This window comes from Arthrobacter sp. NPDC058127 (assembly GCF_042884555.1).
GTDB lineage: Bacteria > Actinomycetota > Actinomycetes > Actinomycetales > Micrococcaceae > Arthrobacter.
The window spans coordinates 38,387-57,951 of record NZ_JBHVTT010000017.1 but is presented as its reverse complement, the minus strand read 5'-3'; the positions used below and the strand labels follow the sequence as shown (position 1 = coordinate 57,951).

Annotated in this window: 17 protein-coding genes, 5 tRNA genes and 1 pseudogene; 15 read left to right on the top strand and 8 right to left on the bottom strand. The window is 63.5% G+C overall.

From position 1 onward, the window contains the following. Positions 1 to 72 precede the first annotated feature (72 nt). The 5 genes from rpe to ACFVTG_RS19015 all read right to left on the bottom strand — a co-directional run bounded on the left by rpe (position 73) and on the right by ACFVTG_RS19015 (position 4,791). Positions 73 to 735 (bottom strand): ribulose-phosphate 3-epimerase, encoded by a 663-nt coding sequence (rpe, locus tag ACFVTG_RS19035; RefSeq protein ID WP_284752056.1) that lies wholly within the window; start codon positions 733 to 735, stop codon positions 73 to 75. Positions 736 to 828: 93 nt separating this feature from the next. Continuing rightward, entirely contained in the window at positions 829 to 2,379 is a 1,551-nt protein-coding gene (locus tag ACFVTG_RS19030; RefSeq protein WP_390282436.1) for an RsmB/NOP family class I SAM-dependent RNA methyltransferase, read from the bottom strand. Continuing rightward, a complete protein-coding gene (gene fmt / locus ACFVTG_RS19025) occupies positions 2,376 to 3,296 on the bottom strand; it encodes a methionyl-tRNA formyltransferase (RefSeq protein ID WP_390282435.1) in 921 nt (306 codons plus the stop codon). The genes ACFVTG_RS19030 and fmt overlap by 4 nt, the downstream gene beginning before the upstream one ends. Next, positions 3,293 to 3,859 (bottom strand): peptide deformylase, encoded by a 567-nt coding sequence (gene def / locus ACFVTG_RS19020; RefSeq protein ID WP_284752053.1) that lies wholly within the window; start codon positions 3,857 to 3,859, stop codon positions 3,293 to 3,295. The genes fmt and def overlap by 4 nt, the downstream gene beginning before the upstream one ends. 50 nt (positions 3,860 to 3,909) lie before the next feature. Then, entirely contained in the window at positions 3,910 to 4,791 is an 882-nt protein-coding gene (locus ACFVTG_RS19015) for a cytochrome (protein ID WP_390282434.1), read from the bottom strand. A 497-nt stretch (positions 4,792 to 5,288) separates the two neighbouring features. Here ACFVTG_RS19015 and ACFVTG_RS19010 point away from each other — a divergent pair. Next, positions 5,289 to 5,399, top strand: a pseudogene (locus ACFVTG_RS19010) (DUF2283 domain-containing protein); the annotation flags it as partial. 117 nt (positions 5,400 to 5,516) lie between these two features. Continuing rightward, positions 5,517 to 6,665 (top strand): GGDEF domain-containing protein, encoded by a 1,149-nt coding sequence (locus ACFVTG_RS19005; RefSeq protein ID WP_390282433.1) that lies wholly within the window; start codon positions 5,517 to 5,519, stop codon positions 6,663 to 6,665. Positions 6,666 to 6,741: 76 nt separating this feature from the next. On the opposite strand, the gene ACFVTG_RS19000 is transcribed toward ACFVTG_RS19005, so the two are convergent. Then, positions 6,742 to 6,816: transfer RNA gene (locus tag ACFVTG_RS19000), tRNA-Val, on the bottom strand. Between the two features lie 327 nt (positions 6,817 to 7,143). On the opposite strand from ACFVTG_RS19000, the gene ACFVTG_RS18995 reads away from it, so the two are divergent. From ACFVTG_RS18995 to ACFVTG_RS18970, 6 genes are all read left to right on the top strand, one after another. Continuing rightward, positions 7,144 to 7,216, top strand: a tRNA-Gly gene (locus ACFVTG_RS18995). A gap of 55 nt (positions 7,217 to 7,271) precedes the next feature. Next, positions 7,272 to 7,342, top strand: a tRNA-Cys gene (locus tag ACFVTG_RS18990). Positions 7,343 to 7,383: 41 nt separating this feature from the next. Then, a tRNA-Val gene (locus ACFVTG_RS18985) sits at positions 7,384 to 7,458 on the top strand. Between the two features lie 56 nt (positions 7,459 to 7,514). Next, a tRNA-Gly gene (locus tag ACFVTG_RS18980) sits at positions 7,515 to 7,590 on the top strand. 720 nt (positions 7,591 to 8,310) lie between these two features. Then, positions 8,311 to 9,744 carry an amino acid permease gene (locus ACFVTG_RS18975; RefSeq protein ID WP_390282477.1) on the top strand — a complete coding sequence of 478 codons (1,434 nt, stop codon included), beginning with the start codon at positions 8,311 to 8,313 and terminating at the stop codon, positions 9,742 to 9,744. A 462-nt stretch (positions 9,745 to 10,206) separates the two neighbouring features. Beyond that, on the top strand, positions 10,207 to 11,424 hold the full coding sequence (locus ACFVTG_RS18970; protein WP_390282432.1) for a benzoate/H(+) symporter BenE family transporter: 1,218 nt from the start codon (positions 10,207 to 10,209) through the stop codon (positions 11,422 to 11,424). A 217-nt stretch (positions 11,425 to 11,641) separates the two neighbouring features. Here the strand turns inward: ACFVTG_RS18970 and zapE are convergent, their stop codons facing one another. Further along, positions 11,642 to 12,679: a cell division protein ZapE gene (gene zapE, locus ACFVTG_RS18965; protein WP_284752048.1), complete on the bottom strand. Its 1,038-nt coding sequence runs from the start codon at positions 12,677 to 12,679 to the stop codon at positions 11,642 to 11,644. A gap of 208 nt (positions 12,680 to 12,887) precedes the next feature. Here zapE and ACFVTG_RS18960 point away from each other — a divergent pair, with 208 nt between their 5' ends. From ACFVTG_RS18960 to ybaK, 3 genes are all read left to right on the top strand, one after another. Beyond that, positions 12,888 to 13,811: a sulfurtransferase gene (locus tag ACFVTG_RS18960; protein WP_284752047.1), complete on the top strand. Its 924-nt coding sequence runs from the start codon at positions 12,888 to 12,890 to the stop codon at positions 13,809 to 13,811. An 88-nt stretch (positions 13,812 to 13,899) separates the two neighbouring features. Further along, positions 13,900 to 14,355, top strand: coding sequence for a SufE family protein (locus ACFVTG_RS18955; RefSeq protein WP_284752046.1), 456 nt, complete (start codon positions 13,900 to 13,902; stop codon positions 14,353 to 14,355). A 15-nt stretch (positions 14,356 to 14,370) separates the two neighbouring features. Beyond that, complete coding sequence (ybaK, locus tag ACFVTG_RS18950; RefSeq protein WP_390282431.1) at positions 14,371 to 14,862, top strand: Cys-tRNA(Pro) deacylase; 492 nt, start codon at positions 14,371 to 14,373, stop codon at positions 14,860 to 14,862. 33 nt (positions 14,863 to 14,895) lie between these two features. Here the strand turns inward: ybaK and ACFVTG_RS18945 are convergent, their stop codons facing one another. Further along, positions 14,896 to 16,137, bottom strand: coding sequence for an alpha/beta hydrolase family protein (locus ACFVTG_RS18945; RefSeq protein WP_390282476.1), 1,242 nt, complete (start codon positions 16,135 to 16,137; stop codon positions 14,896 to 14,898). Positions 16,138 to 16,287: 150 nt separating this feature from the next. Here ACFVTG_RS18945 and ACFVTG_RS18940 point away from each other — a divergent pair, with 150 nt between their 5' ends. The 4 genes from ACFVTG_RS18940 (at position 16,288) to ACFVTG_RS18925 (ending at position 19,560) form a co-directional block, all read left to right on the top strand. After that, the gene (locus ACFVTG_RS18940; RefSeq protein ID WP_284752043.1) at positions 16,288 to 16,779 is read left to right on the top strand and encodes a hypothetical protein; all 492 of its coding nucleotides are present in this window, start codon (positions 16,288 to 16,290) and stop codon (positions 16,777 to 16,779) included. 13 nt (positions 16,780 to 16,792) lie between these two features. Continuing rightward, positions 16,793 to 17,284 (top strand): peptide-methionine (R)-S-oxide reductase MsrB, encoded by a 492-nt coding sequence (gene msrB / locus ACFVTG_RS18935; protein WP_284752042.1) that lies wholly within the window; start codon positions 16,793 to 16,795, stop codon positions 17,282 to 17,284. 177 nt (positions 17,285 to 17,461) lie between these two features. After that, positions 17,462 to 18,832, top strand: a complete 1,371-nt coding sequence (locus tag ACFVTG_RS18930) for a DUF6421 family protein (RefSeq protein ID WP_390282430.1) — start codon at positions 17,462 to 17,464, stop codon at positions 18,830 to 18,832. Further along, complete coding sequence (locus tag ACFVTG_RS18925) at positions 18,829 to 19,560, top strand: SDR family oxidoreductase (RefSeq protein ID WP_390282429.1); 732 nt, start codon at positions 18,829 to 18,831, stop codon at positions 19,558 to 19,560. The genes ACFVTG_RS18930 and ACFVTG_RS18925 overlap by 4 nt, the downstream gene beginning before the upstream one ends. Positions 19,561 to 19,565 lie beyond the last annotated feature (5 nt).

Below are 19,565 nucleotides of genomic sequence, written 5' to 3'. Positions count from 1 at the left end.
GCTATTCTGACACAACTGGGGCAATGGCCGATGTATTCCCGGAGCAATATGTAGGCAATTGCGTCATTCTTGTCACATTGCCGCGAGGCCGGCAGCGCGCAGCCGCTCAATAGCGGCAGCAGGGTCCTCATGGCCGTATACGGCGGAGCCGGCAACGAACACATTTGCGCCGGCTTCGGCTGCCCGGACAATGGTCTCCTCCGTCACGCCGCCGTCAACCTGGATTGCGACGCCGATACCGGATCCGTCGATCGCGGCACGCGCCCGACGGATCTTGGGCAGCGTGACGTCCAGGAAGGATTGCCCGCCGAAGCCCGGTTCCACAGTCATGATGAGGAGCATGTCCAGCTCGCTGAGCATGTCCAGGTATGGTTCCACCGGCGTGGCCGGACGAAGGGCCATCCCTGCCTTCGAACCGCGGGCCCGGAGCTCACGGGCGAGCTTGATGGGAGCCATCGCCGCTTCGGCATGGAAGGTCACGGAAGCCACGCCGGCGTCGGCGTAGGCCGGCGCCCAGCGGTCGGCGTCGGCGATCATCAGGTGGGCGTCGAGCGGGACCGGGCTCACAGCCTGGATCCGCTCCACGACCGGCAGCCCGAGCGTCAGGTTCGGGACAAAATGATTGTCCATGACATCGACGTGGACGGCATCGGCGTTGCTGATTCTCTTCAGCTCGGCTTCCAGGTTCACGAAGTCCGCGGACAGGATGCTCGGGTTGATACAGCACTCAGTCAAGGCAGTTCCCTCAGTGTTGGTGGCGGTCTAGTGGTTTTGGCAACTCTCCAGCTTAGGCACGCGGGACTTTCAGCCGGGGAAAGGCGCCGAAGGTTACGGCTTCTTCCGGATGAGCGCCAGGAACATCGCATCGGTTTGATGCACGTGCGGCCACAATTGGGCGGTCAACTCGTGGCCGGCGCCCAGGTTGCCCTTCAGGCTGATTGCGTCCAAGGCCGCGCCGGCGTCGATCTGCTCCAGGTCGTCCCGCTTGCGCAGCACATCGCTGACGACGGCGGTGGTTTCGGCCGGGTGCGGGGAGCACGTCACGTAGGCCACTACTCCCCCCGGCTTGACGGCGTCGATGGCCGAGTTGAGCAATTCCCGCTGCAACGGACCGAGGTCGGCAAGGTCCTTGGGGGTCCGGCGCCAGCGTGATTCGGGGCGGCGGCGCAGCGCGCCAAGGCCGCTGCAGGGAACGTCGACCAGCACGCGGTCGAAAGTTTCCGGTTGTTCCTTGCCGACGTCGCGACCGTCGCCTACCCGCACGCTCCAGGCGTCCGCCGGAACCGCGGTGAGTGCTTGGCTGACCAGCTTTGCCCGGTGTTCCGCGGGTTCATTGGCCAGGAGGGTCGCGCCTTCCTGATGGGCGAGGGCGGCCAGCAGCGCGGCCTTGCCACCGGGTCCGGCGCACAGGTCCAGCCACTTCTCGCCGTCCTTGGCCGCTTGTCCGAGGTCCACACCGGCGACGGCGCGGGCTACCAACTGGGATCCGACGTCCTGGACGCGCGTGGTGCCTTCGCGGATGGAGGACATACGCCCGAGGTCCCCACCGCTGGAGAGCGCCGAGTCGATGACGAGTTCACCGGGAGTGGCCCCGTTCTCAAGGGCTTCATCGAGATTGCCGATGCCGGGCAGCGCAACCAGGTTCACCACGGGGGCCGCGTTGTCGGCTTCGAGAAGTTCGTTGATTTCGCTCGCGGGACGTCCATGCATGACGAGCGACTGGCGCAGTGCCCGGACAATCCATTCCGGGTGCGCATGGCGTACGGAGGCGATCCTGGTTTCGTCGGTCTCGTTTTCCAGCAGGTGGTCGAGCCACTCCGGGAGGGTCCTGGCGGTGACTTTCCGGAGCACGGCGTTGATGAGCGACGACGGGCCGGCTCCGATGACCGCGCGTGCCAGCCCGACAGTCTGGTCGAGTGCGGCGTGGGCAGGAACGCGCATGGCGAGCAATTGGTGGGCACCAAGGCGCAACGCATCAAGGACTGCCGGATCGAGTTGGGCGAGCGGCCGGTCGACACACTTGGCGAGGACGGCGTCGTACATCCCCTGGCCGCGCAGTGCCCCGTAGCTCAGCTCGGTGGCGAATCCGGCGTCGCGCTTGTCGAGGTGGTGGTGGCGGATCCGTGACGGCAGCACGAGGTTCGCATACGCGTCTTCCGAAGCGACTGCGCGCAAGACTTCGAACGCCACCAATCGTGCCGGATCCGCGCGCCGGGTCCGCTGGGACGGTGCGTTGGCGGAGAAACCGCGTTGCGGGCCCCTGTTGCGTTCGCGGCCTTGGGCGTTGCGGTTGCTTTCGCCGCGGGGACCGCGGTTGCCGTGGCCCCCGCCGTCCCTGTTCCCACCGCTATTGGGGCCGCGTCGGCCGGACTCATTCATTCGAATTCCACGCTTTCTGGTGTTGCCAAACCACGGGCCCAATCGGCCGACGGCATCATCTTTTTGCCCGCAGGCTGGATCCGCCCGAGCTGGACTGCATGGGATCCGGTTCCGACCAGGACGTTCTTGCCGTCAACCCGGACCTGGCCGGGTGCAAGGTCCCGGATGTCCGGGCGCAACCCGACGGGTTCCAGCTTGACGCGCTGCCCGTCGAGCATGGTCCATGCTCCCGGTTCGGGCGTAACGCCACGGGACCTGCGGTTGATGGCGAGGGCCGGTTGCGTCCAGTCGAGCCGGCCGTCGTCGAGCATCAGTTTGGGCGCGAGCGAGACGTCGCCTTGCTGGGGCTGGGGGGCCGCTTTGCCCGCCTCGACGGCGGATAGTGTCTGGGTGAGCAGGACCGCGCCGCTGCGCGAGAGCCGCTCCAGCAAGTCGCCGGCCGTGTCTTCGGGGCGTACGGTTTCCGTCAACGTCCCGAAGACCGGCCCGGTGTCGAGTCCTTCTTCCAGGAGGAAGGTAGCGGCTCCGGTGATGTCGTCACCGGCGATGACTGAACGCTGGACCGGCGCGGCGCCGCGCCAGGCCGGAAGGAGGGAGAAATGGAGGTTGATCCAGCCATGGCGCGGCACTCCGAGCGCCGACTTGGGGACAAGGCCCCCATAGGCGACGATCGCGGCGACGTCCGGCTCATACGAAGCGATCCGCTCGGTGGTCCCGGCATCCACCTTGGAGGCGTGGATGATGTCGATGCCAAGTTCAGCCGCACGTGCCGCGACGGGCGACGGTGTCAGGATCCGTTTGCGGCCGGTCGGGGCGTCCGGCCTGGTCAGCACGGCGACGATCTCGAATCCCGCCCCGACCAGGGCGTCAAGGGAAGGGACGGCGACAGCCGGGGTGCCGGCGAAAAGCACCCTCATTCGGCGGCCCCGAAGCTGCCGAAGCTCGAGCCCACGGTGTTGGCCCTCTTGGCGGTGGTCCGTTCAGTCACGGAGTGGTAGTTCGCCGCGCGGATGGCCCGGAGGGCGGTTTTGCGGTCCTCACCCTCCAGCCGGTCGGTGAAAAGGATCCCGTCCAGGTGGTCGGTCTCGTGCTGGAAGCAGCGGGCGAGCATGCCTTCCGCCTCAACGGACACCGGGTTGCCGTTCATGTCCACGCCGGTGGCGCGGGTGGTCCGGCGGCGGCGAACCGGGAACGCGAGGCCGGGAATGGAGAGGCAGCCTTCTACTTCGTCAGGCTGGAAGTCATCGCTGTTTTCCAGTACGGGGTTGATGATGTGGCCTTCCACGCCGCCGATCCGATAAGTGAAGACCCGCTGGCTGACGCCGATCTGCGGAGCGGCGAGCCCTGCACCGTCCACGTCTTCCATGGTCTCGGTCATATCCGACACGAGTTTGGCGAGCTCAGGCCCGAATTCCGTGACTGGATCAGCAACCGTGCGGAGCACGGGGTCGCCGATGATACGGATACTCAAAATGGCCATGTGCTGTCTTTCCTCACGATCGGCGAAGCTTCGGTCCCCGCAAAAGGGGCCTAGGCCAGTTTAGTTGAGCCTGCGGGCGCCGCGGCGGCAGGGTACGACGGCGGAGCTACAGGGAGCAGCGCCGTCCCGGCTGCGGCCACGTCGGCAGACATTTCCCACACCCGCTTCAAGGCGCAGAACTTCCACCAATGGTGCTTGAGGACGTCCGGGTTGGCCCGCTGGGGACGCACTTCCGTCTCGCCGATAGCCACCGCAAGCAGTACCGGGTTTTCACCGTATTTCCAGGGCTCCCACTCCCCTGCCACAGGATCCACGAGGCTTTCCTCAGCCTTCATGCCCGCAACCAGCTGCATCACCACCTTGTCGTCGAGGGGTTTCACTGTTCCGTCGCGAGTGGTGCCTTTGGTCTTGTAGTCGATCAGGCAGATCCTGCCGTTGATTTTGGCGACGAGGTCGAGGGTTCCGGCGTAGCCAACGCTTGCGTTCCACACTGTGATCTCAGGCGCAATGGGCTCCACCCGATACAACTCCCACCATTCGTCGAAGCGGGCCGCGAAGGCTTCCTCGCCGTTCGAAGCGAGCTCGTCGCGCGTTTCCTTCACGCGGTGGGCGCGTCCGAGGGCGCGGAGAGCCACTTGCTCGCAGTAGTTATGCACGCGGTCGCCACGGCGTGCAGCGTCGTCCCGGTACACCTCCGCAGCCTTGGCTGCCTTGTTGACGGCCTGCCTCATCTTGGCAGGACTGGACAGATGTTGTGGTAGCTCGGGGTCCTTCGCCAAGCTGCTGGCACCCATGTAGCCGAACCAGCCGTCCAGGGAGTGGGCCTGCTGGCCGATCACCGTGGTGATGGAAGGGACCGAGAAGGTCTCGGACGTGGACCGGGCATACATCCGGCCGTATTCGGTGGCATGGGCAAGCAGTGGATCTGTCATAGGAAAACTCTTTCACACACCGCTGACAAGAAGATGCGGAGCCTTAGTGGCTGCGGACGGAAGAACGCTCCGTCGATCGGTGAGTCCCTCCCCCGTACCTGACCACCAACGGTCATGACCGCCGCCGGCGGATCGCTACCACTCATTTCTTTCAGAGCAGAGCACTCATTTTCGCCGTTACCCGGCAATCAACCTCAAAATGCTGAAAGCATCTCCGAAAGCTGTAGCTCACGCCAATGAACCGGATCCAAAACGGTGTGAGAACCGCAGGCAACCGCGGCACCGCTGTCTTCACACAGGGAACGGGCGCAAACGGAATTCGGGAGATCGTAGACAACCGAACAGGAAACATCATCACGGTGACCAAGGGGTGATCTGAATATGCGAATTTCTTACGACCGTGAAGCACGGGCCGCCTATGTTTCATTGCTCGGAGCGATCGAAGATGGTCCATCGGTACGCCAGCTTGGCCCCATTGACCTTCCGGGCGGGACGGCCAGATTGTGGTTGATTTGGACAGAGACGGACATATCCTTGGTTTCGAAATCCTCAATGCCGATCTCGCCCTGAGCCCAGAAGTAATCGCCAAAGCAACAAATCCGCTTTGATCAAATACAAAAGCAATCGCCGCTCCGCCCCGCAACCAGGGCCTTCATGCATGGCGTACCGGATTCTTTCGCTCCCGATGCCATAATTGGTCACGTCCTCGGCTACGGGAGCGAATCTTGGTCCTCGATATAACAACACTGCGAGTCGCCCTTGGCGTGGTCGCTCTCACCCTGCTCCTCTTGTTCTATGCATCGTTCAGGCGCACACGGTCGTCCTACAACGGGTGGTGGTGCATCGCCCTCTTGTTCTTCCTTGCTGGAAACCTGGCCTTCCTTCTCAACGGGACGCCACACCAAGTCTGGGCAAATCCCTCGGGGAACGTCCTCTTGGTGGCTGGAGCGCTGAGTGTGTGGACCGGCGCCCGGTCTTTGAGGATGTTGCCGCCGCCAAAATGGCAGTTTGCTACGGCCTGTGGAATCACGGCCCTCGCGTCCGTATTGGAGAGCCCCGGTCACAACACCTGGTCCGGGGGCTTGGTATATCTGGGATTCATGACGTTGGGCATCGCGTTGGCGTCGCGCGATCTGTGGCTGCTGGATTCCAGCTACTCCCATGTGCACAAGTCGATGGCGTTGGCCGCGGGATTCCTTGCCGCGTACTATTTCTGCCGCCTGGCCGTTTACCTTGTCGAAGGTCCAACCGGGCCGACCTTCCGCATGTATTTTGGCCCGTCGATTGCCAGCCTGGTCACGCTGATACTTCTGGTTGCCGTGTCTTTCAGCATGACCGCCCTGAGCAACGACCAGTTGATCAACCGGCTCAGCGAACGCGCTGCCCGTGACAACCTGACCGGGCTTCTCAATCGCGGAACTTTCATGGACCTGGCAACGAAGGAACTCGAGCGCCTGCGCACCACGAACTCCGTCGCTTCCTTGATCCTGGCCGACCTGGACCACTTCAAAGCGATCAATGACGAGTACGGTCATGCCGCCGGGGACGCCGCGCTACAGGCGTTCGCGGTTGCGTGCACCGAGTCTGTACGATCCACGGACCTGGTGGGAAGGTATGGGGGCGAAGAGTTCATCTTGCTCTTGCCGGGAGCCAGTCAGGAGCGGGCTGAAATCATCGCGGCTGATATCAATCGCTCTTTGGCGACAGCCAAAAACGTCGACGACATCCACATTCCAACGGTGAGTTACGGGGTCACCGCAACTGAGTTCGACGCCGTCGACCTCACCGCGATGATTGCGGCCGCCGATGCTGCCCTCTACGAAGCCAAGTCGCTCGGAAGGAACCGGGTGGTAAGGGCTTCGCCCCATGCATGATTGGGCGAAGAACCCACGAGCAACGACAAGAGGTCCTGTGCGAAACATGAACTATGTTTCGCACAGGACCTCTTCTTGGTGGGCGATACTGGGTTCGAACCAGTGACCTCTTCGGTGTGAACGAAGCGCGCTACCACTGCGCCAATCGCCCGTGCACAAGAAGACTAACCGACCCCGGCCGGAATTCAAAAATCGGGAAAACGTCAGGAGAAGTCCCCCTGCGACTCACCGATCGCCGGGTCGCATTCGACGTCGGGACTCAGGCCCGTCACGGCCCAACGGATCAGGCAACAACCAGGAAAATGCCCACGAATCACATCGGTGTAACTCACGAAAACCGCGCCAATTCAAGGAACTAGCGGCTATTGCCTACAACTCGGACAGATCGATTTGGAGTTTCCCGGAACCTCCTATAGAGTTTTTACTCGTCGGAAAGCGACGGAATGCCCCCTGCGGGCAGGCCGCCGAAGAAGACAATGCGGACGTAGCTCAGCTGGTAGAGCACCACCTTGCCAAGGTGGATGTCGCGAGTTCGAATCTCGTCGTCCGCTCGCAGGACACTGTCACGGCATTGACTTCTTGGAACCCCAGGAATCGTGCTTACACGGTGGGTTGGCCGAGAGGCGAGGCAGCGGCCTGCAAAGCCGTATACACGGGTTCGAATCCCGTACCCACCTCGGTGAAAACCTTGGTTTCCGGTCCAGGCCGGATTGCATTTGGGCGATTGGCGCAGCGGTAGCGCGCTTCCCTGACACGGAAGAGGTCACTGGTTCGATCCCAGTATCGCCCACCAAGGCAAGGCAACTTGCTTGTTGATGAACGTCCGGCCCGGCCGGATGACCATCATGTGCGGACGTAGCTCAGCTGGTAGAGCACCACCTTGCCAAGGTGGATGTCGCGAGTTCGAATCTCGTCGTCCGCTCCATTTCCTGGATATCGGGCCAGTTCCACTGGCCGATAGCAGTGACAGCATCCAAGCAGCTCCGCGTGAGCTGCTTTTTTGTGCCCGCAGAGACGCCCGACACGGGCCGTCTACCCCGAAACGGTGGCCGCTGGCTACCATCCACCCTAAGCTTCCAAAGCTTAGCTATCCCGAAATTCGCCCGCCAACACTGGGAAGCAAGCCCCTCCCATACATACGTTTTGTCCTATAACCGGACTATTTCGCGACGCGCAAATTACCTGGGGATGCGGTAGATCCCTGTCGACACCTGAATACAGGTGTCGACAGGGATTTGGCGTGTCGCCCAGCTTTTGCTGTAGCGCTCGGCCCCGGGCGGTCATGTCCGTCCCGGGATTGTCGTCGCTCGGATGTCGGATTCTGCTCAATCATTCGAATGGACAAATGCCGGGCCCACGGAATCACGGGACCGGCAACTTCGGCGAAGAGAATGATCCAGCAGAATCCGACAGCGTCCGTTGGTCATCCCCGAACTTCACCCGCCAGCACCGGGAAGCAAGCCCCTCCCATACACACGTTTTGGCCAACGCCTACCGGAAAGATCAGCAGAACTGATCAATACCACTCAGCAAAAATCACTTTATCCAATGTGATTTAGATCGCATACTTTTCTTCGGGCACTCATTCGTCCACGCCACAAGGCAGGAGCACACCGTGAATCAACAAACACTCGTCCGTTCGATCATGAGGAAGAAACCCATTGACGACATCGAGGAGGAAAGCAAGCACAGCGGACTCTTCAAAAGCCTGGGCCTCTGGCAACTGACAGCCATCGGCGTCGGCGGCATCATCGGCGTCGGGATCTTCTCTCTGGCCGGCCTCGTGGCGCACGGGAGCAAAGACACCCCCGGCGTCGGCCCCGCCGTGCTGATCTCGTTCCTGGTCGCGGGCCTTGCGTCAGCGGCCGCGGCACTCTCCTACGCGGAATTCGCCGGCATGATCCCCCGCGCCGGGTCCGCCTACACCTATGGGTACGTTGCCTTGGGCGAGGTCATCGGCTGGTTCATCGGCTGGGACCTGCTGCTGGAGTACATCGCGATCGTCGCCGTCGTCGCAATCGGCATCTCCGGCTACTTTGACGCGTTCCTCTCCGGGATCGGCATCCACATGCCCGCCTGGATGACCTCCACCGTGGACGAGGGAAAGGGCGGGGTCATCAACCTTCCGGCCATCTTGGTCTGCTTGCTGGTCACCTGGATCCTGAGCCGCGGAACCAAGGCGTTTGGCCGCTTCGAACTCGTGGCGGTGGCCATCAAGGTTGTCCTGATCCTGTTCATCATCGGCCTGGGCATCTTCTACATCAACACCAACAACTACAACCCGTTCATGCCCAGTGGCTTCGGCCCGGTCCTTGCCGGCTCTGCCACGGTCTTCTTCGCCGTGTTCGGCTACGACGCGATGAGTACCGCCGCGGAGGAAGCGACTGACGGAAAGAAGCACATGCCGAAGGCAATCGTCCTCTCGCTTGTCATCGCCATGCTCCTCTACGTTGCGGCGACGCTGGTGCTCACCGGCATGCAGAACTACAAGGACATCAATCCGACCGCCGGTTTCGCCTCGGCCTTCACCGGCGTCGGTCTGCCCGTTATCGCCACCATCATTTCCGTGTTCGCGGTGCTGTCCATCCTGACCGTGATGCTGACCTTCCTCCTGGGCGTCACCCGCGTCTGGTTCTCGATGAGCCGCGACGGCCTGCTTCCAGGCTGGTTTGCGGGAACCGACAAGCACGGCACCCCGCAACGCGTCACGTGGATCGCAGGCGTCGCCTCGGCTTTGCTCGCCGGGGTATTCCCCATCAAGGCCGTCGCCGACCTGACCAATATCGGCATCCTCGCGGCGTTTGTGGTGGTGTGCTTGTCAGTCATCATCTTCCGCTACAAGAAGCCCAACGCGCCCCGCACCTTCCGGCTCCCGTTCATGCCTGTGGTTCCGGCCTTCGGCATGCTGGCGTCCGGCTTCCTTATGGTCCAGCTCCATTGGGAAACCTGGCTGCGTTTTGTGGTGTGGCTGGTCATCGGACTGGTCATCTACTTCAGCTACGGCCGGAAGCATTCGCTCATGAATCCGGATAGCCCCCGCCACCAGCAACTTTCTGGCTCCGGGAACCAGCGGTTGTAACCTTTTCGACGATTCGTTTGACATCCCCGTCAAATTATCCCTTGGCACCTCCAAGGTCTCGGGTTAGGATCGAGAACGGAGGAGCGAACTGGCTCCGCGATCGAAGGGAGGTGCCCGTGGGATTACTTGACGGTCTGAAGGGCAAAGTTCAGGACCTCGTTGGTGGCAGTGAAGAAGCCATCAAGGACGGCATCGAATAGACCGCCGATTTATCGACGACTAGATGCGGTTCAGAGAGCCGCTTCCGAGTTCGTGGGCAACCTCGACGGTTTGCTGAAAGGGTTACGGCCTGGACAGCTCCCTCCGCCAATGAGGCTCCATAGCCGGTTCCGCCGGCCAGAGCTCCCGAATACAGTTACGTCAACGGGGCACCGGTCCCGCCGCGAGGCGCCGCCGGTGCCCTTGGCGTTTAACCGCTACCGCCTCGGCAGACGGACCGCTGCTCCGGTAACGTGAGGGACTATGCCAGCGTCACCTCTCCACACCGCACAGTCACGTCCGGCTTCCCCTTCCCGGCAGCTCTCCCGTCCGCTTGTGGCGGGAGTTGTGACCGCTCTGGTCGGTTTCACCTCATCTTTCGCGGTGGTGCTCGCAGGTCTCCGGGCCGTTGGCGCCACACAGGAACAGGCCGCCAGCGGACTCCTTGCCCTCACCCTCACCTTCGGGCTAGGCGTGCTCTGGTTGTCTTGGCGGTCCCGCTTGCCCGTCACGCTTGCGTGGTCGACTCCCGGCGCGGCGTTGCTCGCGGGAGCCGGAGTGCCCGACGGCGGGTGGCCGGCCGCCGTCGGCGCCTTCCTCATCGCTGGCGTACTGATCGCCCTCACGGGACTCATTCCGGCGCTTGGCAAGCTGATGGCGAAGATTCCCACGGCCCTCGCGCAGGCGATGCTCGCCGGGGTGCTTCTGTCCCTGTGCCTTGCCCCGTTCAAGGCCTTGGGCACTGCCCCTTTGTTGGTGGCGCCCGTAATCCTCTGCTGGCTGGTCACGATGAAGCTGGCGCCCCGCTGGTCGGTCCCTGCTGCGCTGTTGGTGGCCCTCGCCGTCATCGGAATCTACATCGTGGTCAACGGCGTGGGCATTCCCATGAACCGGCTGTTGCCTGAGTTGCATTGGACCACCCCGGCCTTCACGCCCAGTGCGGTGGCCGGCATCGCCTTGCCCTTGTTCATTGTCACCATGGCTTCCCAGAACATTCCGGGAGTGGCTGTGCTGAGGTCCTTCGGCTACACCGTCCCGTGGCGCCAGTCGATGCTGGTGACCGGGGCAGGGACTGCGCTTGGGGCTCCCTTTGGTGGACATGCGATCAACCTGGCCGCGTTAAGCGCTGCGCTGGCCGCCGGAGAAGAAGCGGGTGAAGACCGGAGCCGGCGCTGGATCGCGGCCTTCACTTCAGGCCTGGCCTACCTCGCGTTGGCAGCCTTCTCCGCTGCGTTGGTGACCGTCGTGGCGGCGGCACCGCCCGGGCTCCTGGAGGCCGTGGCGGGGTTGGCCCTGCTGGGCACGATGGCTTCCGCCATCGCTTCGGCGCTGGCTATCGCCGAGGAACGCATCGGAGCCTCCGTGACGTTCCTGATCGCAGCCTCTGGCCTCAGTTTCGCAGGGATCGGCGCCGCATTCTGGGCACTTGCCGCCGGAATCCTGGTGCGTTGGGTCCTGAAAGACAGGGAACCCCAAAACTAGAGTGGCCCCTAGAGTGGGGCAGCAGGGTCCCTACGTGGCGACGGAGTCGACACGAAAGGGCCTGCCCCAATCTGTGGGGTAGCAGGGTCCCTACGTGGCGACGCAGTCGACACGAAAGGGCCTGCCCCAATCTGTGGGGCAGCAGGGTCAGTCTTCACCCGCGTGGCTTGCACTCGACACGAAAGGGCCTGCCCCAATCTGTGGGGCAGCCGGGTCCCTACGAGGGCTCGTGGTTTTGGCCCTCACGCGCCAGCGCTGTCAACCGGGACACGGCGCGGAAGTACTTCTTCATGTACCCGCCGGTCATCATATCCTCGGTGAACAGCTTGTCGAAGGGCACGCCGCTGGCAAGGATCGGGACGTCCTTGTCGTACAAACGGTCGGCCAGCACCACGAAGCGAAGGGCAACGGCCTGCTCCGTGATGGTTTCCACATCCCGCCAGACAACCGCATCGATGCCTGCGATCAGCTTGCGATAGCGGCTGGGGTGGACGCCGGCGAGGTGGTCGATCAGGCCGCGGAAATCGTCCACCGCCACGGTCTGCCCATCGAACTCGGCGTGCATCTGCCGCTTGAGGTCTTCGGTCTTCAAGGGTGCCGGAGCGGCGGGCAGGCCGCGGTGCCTGAAGTCTTCCCCGTCGATCCTGACAACATCGAATTGGTCCGCGAGGACCTGGATCTCCCGTTGGAAGTCGACGGCGGCAAAGCGGCCCTCGCCCAGTGACCCGGGCAGAGTGTTGGACGTGGCAGCGAGCTTCACGCCGGCGTCGGCCAGTTCACGCATGAGGCGGGACATCAGCACTGTGTCGCCCGGATCATCGAGCTCGAATTCGTCAATGCAGACGAGCTTGTAGCTGCTCAAGGCTTCCACGGTCTTGCGGAAGGACAGGGCACCTACCAGGTTGGTGTACTCCACGAATGTTCCGAAGGCTTTCGGTCCCGGAGCCGAGTGCCACAGGGACGCCAGCAGGTGGGTCTTTCCGACGCCGAATCCGCCGTCGAGGTAGATCCCGGCCCTGCCGTTGACCTTCTTGCTGAAGAGGCGTTTGAACAGGCCGTCTCCGTCACCGGCTCCCACCGTCGAGCCGAACGCTTCCAGGGCCTTGACCGCCGCCGCTTGGCTGGGCTGGTTCGGATCAGGCCGGTAGCTTTTGAAGGACACCTCTCCGAACCGTGGCGAAGGGTAGAAACCCTTCAGAATCTCATCCACTGAGACCGCCGGCGTGCGCGCGGCGAGCTGTTCGATCTGTACCAAGGCGGTCCGTTCTTCGTGTCGTAAGTCCCCAGCAAGAATACCGGCTATGGCGTGCCCCGGGCGGACACGTGATGAAGGCCATATTTCACCATATGAACGGGGAGGAGCTTTAGTCCCCTGCCCTCGATAATGTGGGATCAATGCCGGGCACGTCCTCTCGCCCGGCGCCGCCCGGTGTCAGTGCAAGTGTCAGTGAAAGGCCATGCCAATGTCCTACCCCGTTGAACAGAACGAAAAGTTCGCCGCGTACGCCCACCCAGAACGTCTGGTGTCCACCGAGTGGCTCGCCGCAGCCCTTGAAGGCGGCGCGCTCGGCGACGGCAAGCTGGTTGTTGTCGAATCCGACGAAGACGTCCTCCTGTACGAGACCGGCCACATTCCGGGCGCAGTCAAGATCGACTGGCACACGGACCTGAACGATGAAGTCACCCGGGATTATGTCGACGGTGAAGCGTTCGCTGCGCTGGCAGCCGCCAAAGGCATCTCGCGGGACACCACCGTGGTGATCTACGGCGACAAGTCCAACTGGTGGGCCGCTTACGCGCTCTGGGTTTTCACGCTCTTCGGGCACGAAGACGTCCGCCTCCTGGACGGCGGCCGCGACAAATGGATCGCAGAAGGCCGCGAGATCACCACCGACGTCCCCCAGCCCGCCCCGGGCGAGTACCCCGTGATCGAACGGAACGACGCCCCGATCCGCGCCTTCAAGGATGACGTCTTGGCTCACTTTGGCAAGCCGCTGATCGACGTCCGATCCCCCGAGGAATACACCGGCCAGCGCACCCACATGCCCGCCTACCCCGAAGAGGGCGCCCTGCGCGGTGGCCACATTCCCACCGCAGCCTCCATCCCGTGGGCACGCGCCGCTGCCGAAGATGGCACCTACCGCAACCGGACCGAACTTGAGGCCCTCTATCTCGGGGAAGCCGGCCTCACGGAAGGCGACGACGTCGTGGCTTACTGCCGCATCGGCGAGCGTTCCAGCCACACCTGGTTCGCCCTGAAGTACCTGCTTGGTTTCGAAACGGTCCGCAACTACGACGGTTCCTGGACGGAGTGGGGCAACGCAGTGCGCGTCCCGATCGTCAAGGGCGCTGAGCGGGGCTCCGTACCCGCATTCGCCGGAAAGTAGTCCGGAATCTCCGTGCCTTGCCATATTGGCTTTGCCATATTGAAGCAACGGGGGCCAGAGCGGCCCGGACTTGCGTAAGCTGGAAGTGATGAGTACCAATACTTTGCCCGCCGCATTGGCGGAAATTGTCGATGACTTCCAGGCGTTGACCGAGCCCGATCGCCTTCAGCTGTTGCTTGAGTTCTCGCGCGGGCTCCCGGGCTTGCCGGAACGGCTGCTGGACCACCCTGAACTCCTGGAGCAAGTGGTGGAGTGCCAGTCGCCGCTGTTCCTGACCATAGAGCAGGAAAAGAACCCCGACGGCGTCGCCTACCGTTTGTTCTTCAAGGCACCGCCGGAGGCGCCCACCACGCGCGGGTTCGCGGGGGTTCTGCACGAAGGCCTGGATGGGCTGACTGCCGCAGAGATCCTGGCTGTTCCGGATGACATGCCGGAACTGCTGGGCCTCACCCGGGCAATCACGCCGTTGCGCATGCGCGGCATGACGGCCATGCTGGGGCGGATCAAGCGCAAGGTCGCCGCAGCGGACCGCTTGTTGTCCTGATCCGGGATACCGGGAATGGCCAAGAAACAGGCTTCACAGGGAACGCCGGCCACAGCCGTACTGGCTGCGGCCGGCGTTCCGTTCACCCTGCACCCGTACGCGCATGATCCTTCGGCAGCCAGCTACGGGCTTGAGGCGGCCGAGGTCCTGGGTATCGATCCCGACCGGGTGTTCAAGACCTTGATGGTGGACATTGAAGGCAAACTCGCCGTGGGCATCGTTCCGGTGAGTGGCACCCTGGACCTCAAAGCAATCGCAGCGGCCCTCGGATCGAAGAAGGCCACCATGGCCGATCCTAAAACGGCCGAGCGACGCACCGGCTACGTCCTGGGCGGTATTTCCCCGCTGGGGCAACGCCAGGCATCGCCTACCGTCCTTGACGAATCGGCCCTGGCCTTCGGAACAGTCCTTGTTTCCGGTGGACGGCGCGGCTTGGACATTGAACTGGACCCCGCGGACCTCATCCGGCTCACGAACGCCCGGACTGCGCCGATCGGGAGCTCCTAGCAAGCCCCGGGAGCAGCGCAGGCACGAAGGCTCTCAGGCCGACGCAGGCCCGCCGCGGGGCGCGAGGCGCGGAGCGAGCCATGAGCGCACCAGCCGCTCCCACTTCTGCGGGTCCACGTTCCACTCCTTCGTGTGGCGCGCGCCTTCGAAAGGCTCAAAGGTGACCATTTCCGGATTCTTTTCGGCGAGGCTGGCGGAGGGTTCGTAGGGAACGTACTCATCATCCACGCTGTGGATCACCAGCGTCGGGGTCCGCAGTTCAACGGCGCGGGTATCCCAGTCCATGGCCTTCAAGTCGACGGGAGCGGCCAGGCCGGTGAGGCGCCGGCCCAACGGGTGCCCCAACATCAACTGTCCATAGCGGCCCACCGCGTAGGGAATCCTGTTGATCTGGGCATGGTGTGCCAGGACGTTGACCCAGTTGATCACCGGGGCGTCCAGGACCATGGTCCTGATCACATGGCGGTGGTGCGAAAGATCGGCCGTCTGCAGGCAGATCGCCCCGCCCATCGACCATCCGAAGAGGACCACCTCGTGGGCGCCATGGGCGAGCGCGTACTCAATGGCCGCGTCGACGTCGTGCCATTCGGTGGACCCCAGCCCGTAACGCCCGTCGGGGGCAGACGGCGCAAGGCCGTCGTTCCGGTAGGAAACCAGCAGGCTGTCGAGTCCGAGTTCGCGCGCAGTGTGAACTGCCCGCAAGCCTTCGAGGCGGGTGGCACCGCGGCCGTGGACCATGATCGCCCACACCTTCGCGGGCTTCCCCGTGCCGGACGGAATGAGCCACGCAGGCGCCTTGCCACCCTCGACGTCGATCTGTATGTCTTTCGAATCCAGGCCAAGCGCCGCCGGGGAGTCGTAGACGGCGCCGCTCCACCATGCGCGCCGGGCCGTTGCCAGATCACCGCTGTAGACTTCCTCGACCTCGCGCTGCACCGTCCGTTCCGCGGGCGAATAGGACACGATCCGCCCAATCCGTGCGAACCCTGTCCCGCCCGCGAAGTAGAGGCTGAACACGCCGTCGATGGTGGTGTCCGGGGTGGCCGCGAGGATGACCTGAAGACCATTGTCACCACGCACCACCGCCAACACTTCCTGGTCGGCCTCGCGCACTGAGGGGGTAATGACGCGCCGGGCGAAATAGGCTGCGAGCGCAGATGACCCTGCGCCCAGCAAGCCGGCAATGCTGCTTCCGGCAACGATCCCCGCAACGGCCCATTTGGCGCGGGCGGACATTTTCGCACCGTTCTCAACGGTTGGCGCAGCTCGGGTCATGGATGCCATGTGACCATTCTCCCGGTTGCGGAGCCGTGTTCTGAACAGCGCCCTCCATGGTGTTTCCTCCCGCGAGGCCGCGGGGCGGCAAGAACAGAATTGCCGCGCCAAACCATGCCACCCGGCGCGGCTCAGGTCTACGCTGTAGCCATGAGTGATCCAATCGTCATCCTTACCGAAGAGCCTCTCGGCCCGGACGACCGCGTCAATATTGCCAAACTGCTCGACGGCGGAGACTCGCCCTTGGTGGTGCTGGTGCCCGCGAACACCGAACGGCACTTGCTGGTGGACTTCCTTGAGAACCTCTCGATGCTTGAAGTAGCCAAGGCATTCCGGGATCTGATCGCAGAGGCACCGGATCCCCAGTCGGAGCGGGCCCAGGCTGCAGAGGCCCTGTCAGCGTCCCTCACGGCCTTGGATGGGCTGGGTGGCGGAGTCACAGGTGAAATCGTCGACGGCGGTGCCGTGGCCGGCTTGGTGTCAAAGGTCAAGGAACTCAATGCGGCACAGGCCGTAGTGGTCACCCGCCCGCATGCGATTGCCGACACCTTCCATACAGACTGGGCGAACAAGGCCCAGGACCAGTTGGGGTTGCCCGTGCTGCATCTCTATGCGGGCTCGGGATTTATCGGCGACTCGTGAGCGTTGAGAGAGCATGAGCACTGCAGATAACAAGAAGTACTTCCAGGCCGCAGACCCTCTGGCCGGGGTTCCCCACCAGGATGTCCCGAAGGACGGGCAATGCGTGGAGAAAACGGACGCGGAGTGGCGCGAGGAGCTTACCCCGGAGGAGTTCAGGGTCCTTCGCCAGGCCGGAACGGAACGCCCGTACACGGGTGAGTATTGGGACACCCATACAGCAGGCGTGTACCAGTGCCGGGCATGTGGCGCAGAGCTTTTCACCAGCAACGAGAAATTCGATTCGCATTGCGGCTGGCCGTCCTTCTGGGCACCGCTTGCTGAAGGCACCGTCCGTTACCTGCATGACCGCACTTTGGGAATGGAACGGGTGGAGGTCCGCTGCGCCAATTGCGATTCGCACTTGGGACACGTATTCGAGGGCGAGGGCTACGGCACTCCTACTGACCAGCGCTATTGCATAAACTCCGTTTCGCTCAAGCTTGTCGAGTCCGCGGCCGGGCAGTAACGCCAAGCTACCGGCAGTCCCCCACGGCCAGCCCCTCCCCGGGCTGGATCTTCCGGGGGCTGCCGGAACCACTTGCACAAGAGTTTCTTATGCTCGAGCCACTTTTGAGTTAGCGACTCTGGCCGCTTGTTACGCTCACCTCAGAACAATGATTCTTGAGGAAAGGCACCGTCAACGATGACCACCACCGTTAGCACCACCCGTCCGCGCATCACGTCGGACAATCAGGACTGGATCTCCCTGAAGGCTGCGGCCACTGCCCTCCAGGCCTTCCAAGGCCAGGACGGTTCCATCCAGGATTCCCTCCACCACGAGGCTGCCCGGGCATACACATCCACCATCATGGAGGCCATCAAGAGCCTGGCTCCTGCGTTCCCGCACGACGCTCCCTATCTTGAACTCCTGGTCGAGGACTTCGGACGTTGGGCCGGCGGCGGCTTCGGGATCCCGGACTTCCTCGACTCGCTGCTGGCCTTCCAGCCGCAGGAACACCGCGAAGACGGGCTCCAGCACCTCGTGGTGTTCCCCATGTACACCCAGAACGGAAGCACGAGCCGTCTTGTGGAAGCGGTCCTGATCGAGGTGATCTGGCCCGAGTTCATCGGCGCGTTGGAAGCCGGCGACTACTCCAACAAGCTGTTCGTGCCCATCCGTTTCCTGGACTTCACCCCCGGGTACGACACCAATTCGGCCGTGCTCTTTCCCGAGACCGTCGCAGTGCGGGAAACGCCTGCCTTCACGTGGGGCGCCATCTTCGCCGACCGCGAGGCCGCACGCTTCCGCCGCGTCCTCAAGGCAGCCGCTGCAACGACGTCCCTTGAGCTGCCCGCAGACGCCGCCGAGCTGCTGGACGACCAGGAACTCACGCAGCGGACGTTCGTCATGTGGGACCTGATCCATGACCGCACCCACATGCGCGGCGACCTTCCCTTCGATCCGTTCATGATCAAGCAGCGGATGCCGTTCTTCCTCTATTCGCTCGAAGAACTCCGCTGCGACCTGACAGCTTTCCGCGAATCCGTCCGGATCGAGAAGGATGAGGACGCTTCCTCCAACGCGCGGCGCCACGCGAAGCTCGTCCAGTACGCCGTCATCTTCGACCGCATCTTCCGCTTCGCGATCACTGGCAACCGGGTCCGCAACTACGACGGCCTGGGCGGCCAGCTCCTCTTCGCCTGGATGCACCAGCACCACGTCCTGCACTGGACCGACAGCAAGCTCAGCATCGACTGGGACGAGGCCGCCGACGTCGTCATCGAGCTCGGTGCCCGGATCGAAGAACTGTACTGGCGCTCCATCGACCGCCCCAAAGCCGCCCACTGGCTCGCAGCGTATAAGCTCATTTCCGGTACGGTCACTCCCCACCCGGCATCGGTCTGGGCGAAGGGCCCAGAGGCACTGCCGCTCGATGGGCCGCCCCGCGGCCTCACCGACCAGGTCCTCGACGACGAATTCCCGCTGTCCATGTTCTACGAAGCACTGGAGAAGAAAATGCGTCCGATCATCGAATCAACCACCGGTATCACCGGGCAGTCCGAAGCCTCATGACCGGCGAGCCGCTGACTGTCGTCGTCACCGGTGGCAGCAACTCCTCCGGCATCGCTGTGGCCCGTGCCTTGGCTCAGGCCGGGCACCGGGTCTTCACGATCGGCTCGAACGAGGCCCGCATCGGAGCCGCGGCGGCCGAAGCGGGCAGCGACGTCACTCCCCTGGTGTGCGATCTTTCCCGCCTGGAGTCCGTGCGCGAACTCGCCTCGGAGATCCACGCGAGCACGGAAAGGGTCGACGGCGTGATCCACCTGGTGGGAGGGTGGCGCGGCGCCAAGGGAATCGAAGACCAGCCGGACGAGGACTGGGCTGCCCTTGAGCAAAGCGCCATCACCACCCTGAGAAACGTCTCCAGGATCTTCTACAAGGATCTCGCGTCCTCCCCCAAGGGACGATTCGCCATGGTGAGTTCGACGGCGGTCGCCGCACCTACCGCCGGGGCCGCCACCTACGCGGCGGCCAAGGCTGCCGCGGAAACCTGGACCCTGGCCGTGGCTGACGGCTTCCGCCGCGATCAATCAGGAAACAAGGACGAACCCACGGAGCAGCACAGCGCAGCCGTCGTCTTTGTGGTCAAGTCGCTCCTGGACGCGGCGATGCGGAGGGAACACCCCGAGCGGAAATTCCCCGGATACACGGACGTCGAGGACTTGGCGGCGGCCGCCGTCGGGCTCTTCGACCAGCCCGCATCGGAACTGAACGGACAGCGCCTCCTCCTGGCCAAATAGACTGA

Bases quoted from the DNA above. Each gene is read 5' to 3' on its own strand.
- ybaK (WP_390282431.1), top strand. From the start codon at position 14,371: ATGGCCAAGAAACAGGCTTCACAGGGAACGCCGGCCACAGCCGTACTG.
- ACFVTG_RS18975 (WP_390282477.1), top strand. From the start codon at position 8,311: ATGAGGAAGAAACCCATTGACGACATCGAGGAGGAAAGCAAGCACAGC.
- ACFVTG_RS18940 (WP_284752043.1), top strand. From the start codon at position 16,288: ATGAGTGATCCAATCGTCATCCTTACCGAAGAGCCTCTCGGCCCGGAC.
- ACFVTG_RS18945 (WP_390282476.1), bottom strand. From the start codon at position 16,137: ATGACCCGAGCTGCGCCAACCGTTGAGAACGGTGCGAAAATGTCCGCC.
- ACFVTG_RS18960 (WP_284752047.1), top strand. From the start codon at position 12,888: ATGTCCTACCCCGTTGAACAGAACGAAAAGTTCGCCGCGTACGCCCAC.
- def (WP_284752053.1), bottom strand. From the start codon at position 3,859: ATGGCCATTTTGAGTATCCGTATCATCGGCGACCCCGTGCTCCGCACG.
- ACFVTG_RS19030 (WP_390282436.1), bottom strand. From the start codon at position 2,379: ATGAATGAGTCCGGCCGACGCGGCCCCAATAGCGGTGGGAACAGGGAC.
- ACFVTG_RS19015 (WP_390282434.1), bottom strand. From the start codon at position 4,791: ATGACAGATCCACTGCTTGCCCATGCCACCGAATACGGCCGGATGTAT.
- fmt (WP_390282435.1), bottom strand. From the start codon at position 3,296: ATGAGGGTGCTTTTCGCCGGCACCCCGGCTGTCGCCGTCCCTTCCCTT.
- ACFVTG_RS18970 (WP_390282432.1), top strand. From the start codon at position 10,207: ATGCCAGCGTCACCTCTCCACACCGCACAGTCACGTCCGGCTTCCCCT.
- ACFVTG_RS18925 (WP_390282429.1), top strand. From the start codon at position 18,829: ATGACCGGCGAGCCGCTGACTGTCGTCGTCACCGGTGGCAGCAACTCC.
- msrB (WP_284752042.1), top strand. From the start codon at position 16,793: ATGAGCACTGCAGATAACAAGAAGTACTTCCAGGCCGCAGACCCTCTG.
- ACFVTG_RS18930 (WP_390282430.1), top strand. From the start codon at position 17,462: ATGACCACCACCGTTAGCACCACCCGTCCGCGCATCACGTCGGACAAT.
- ACFVTG_RS18955 (WP_284752046.1), top strand. From the start codon at position 13,900: ATGAGTACCAATACTTTGCCCGCCGCATTGGCGGAAATTGTCGATGAC.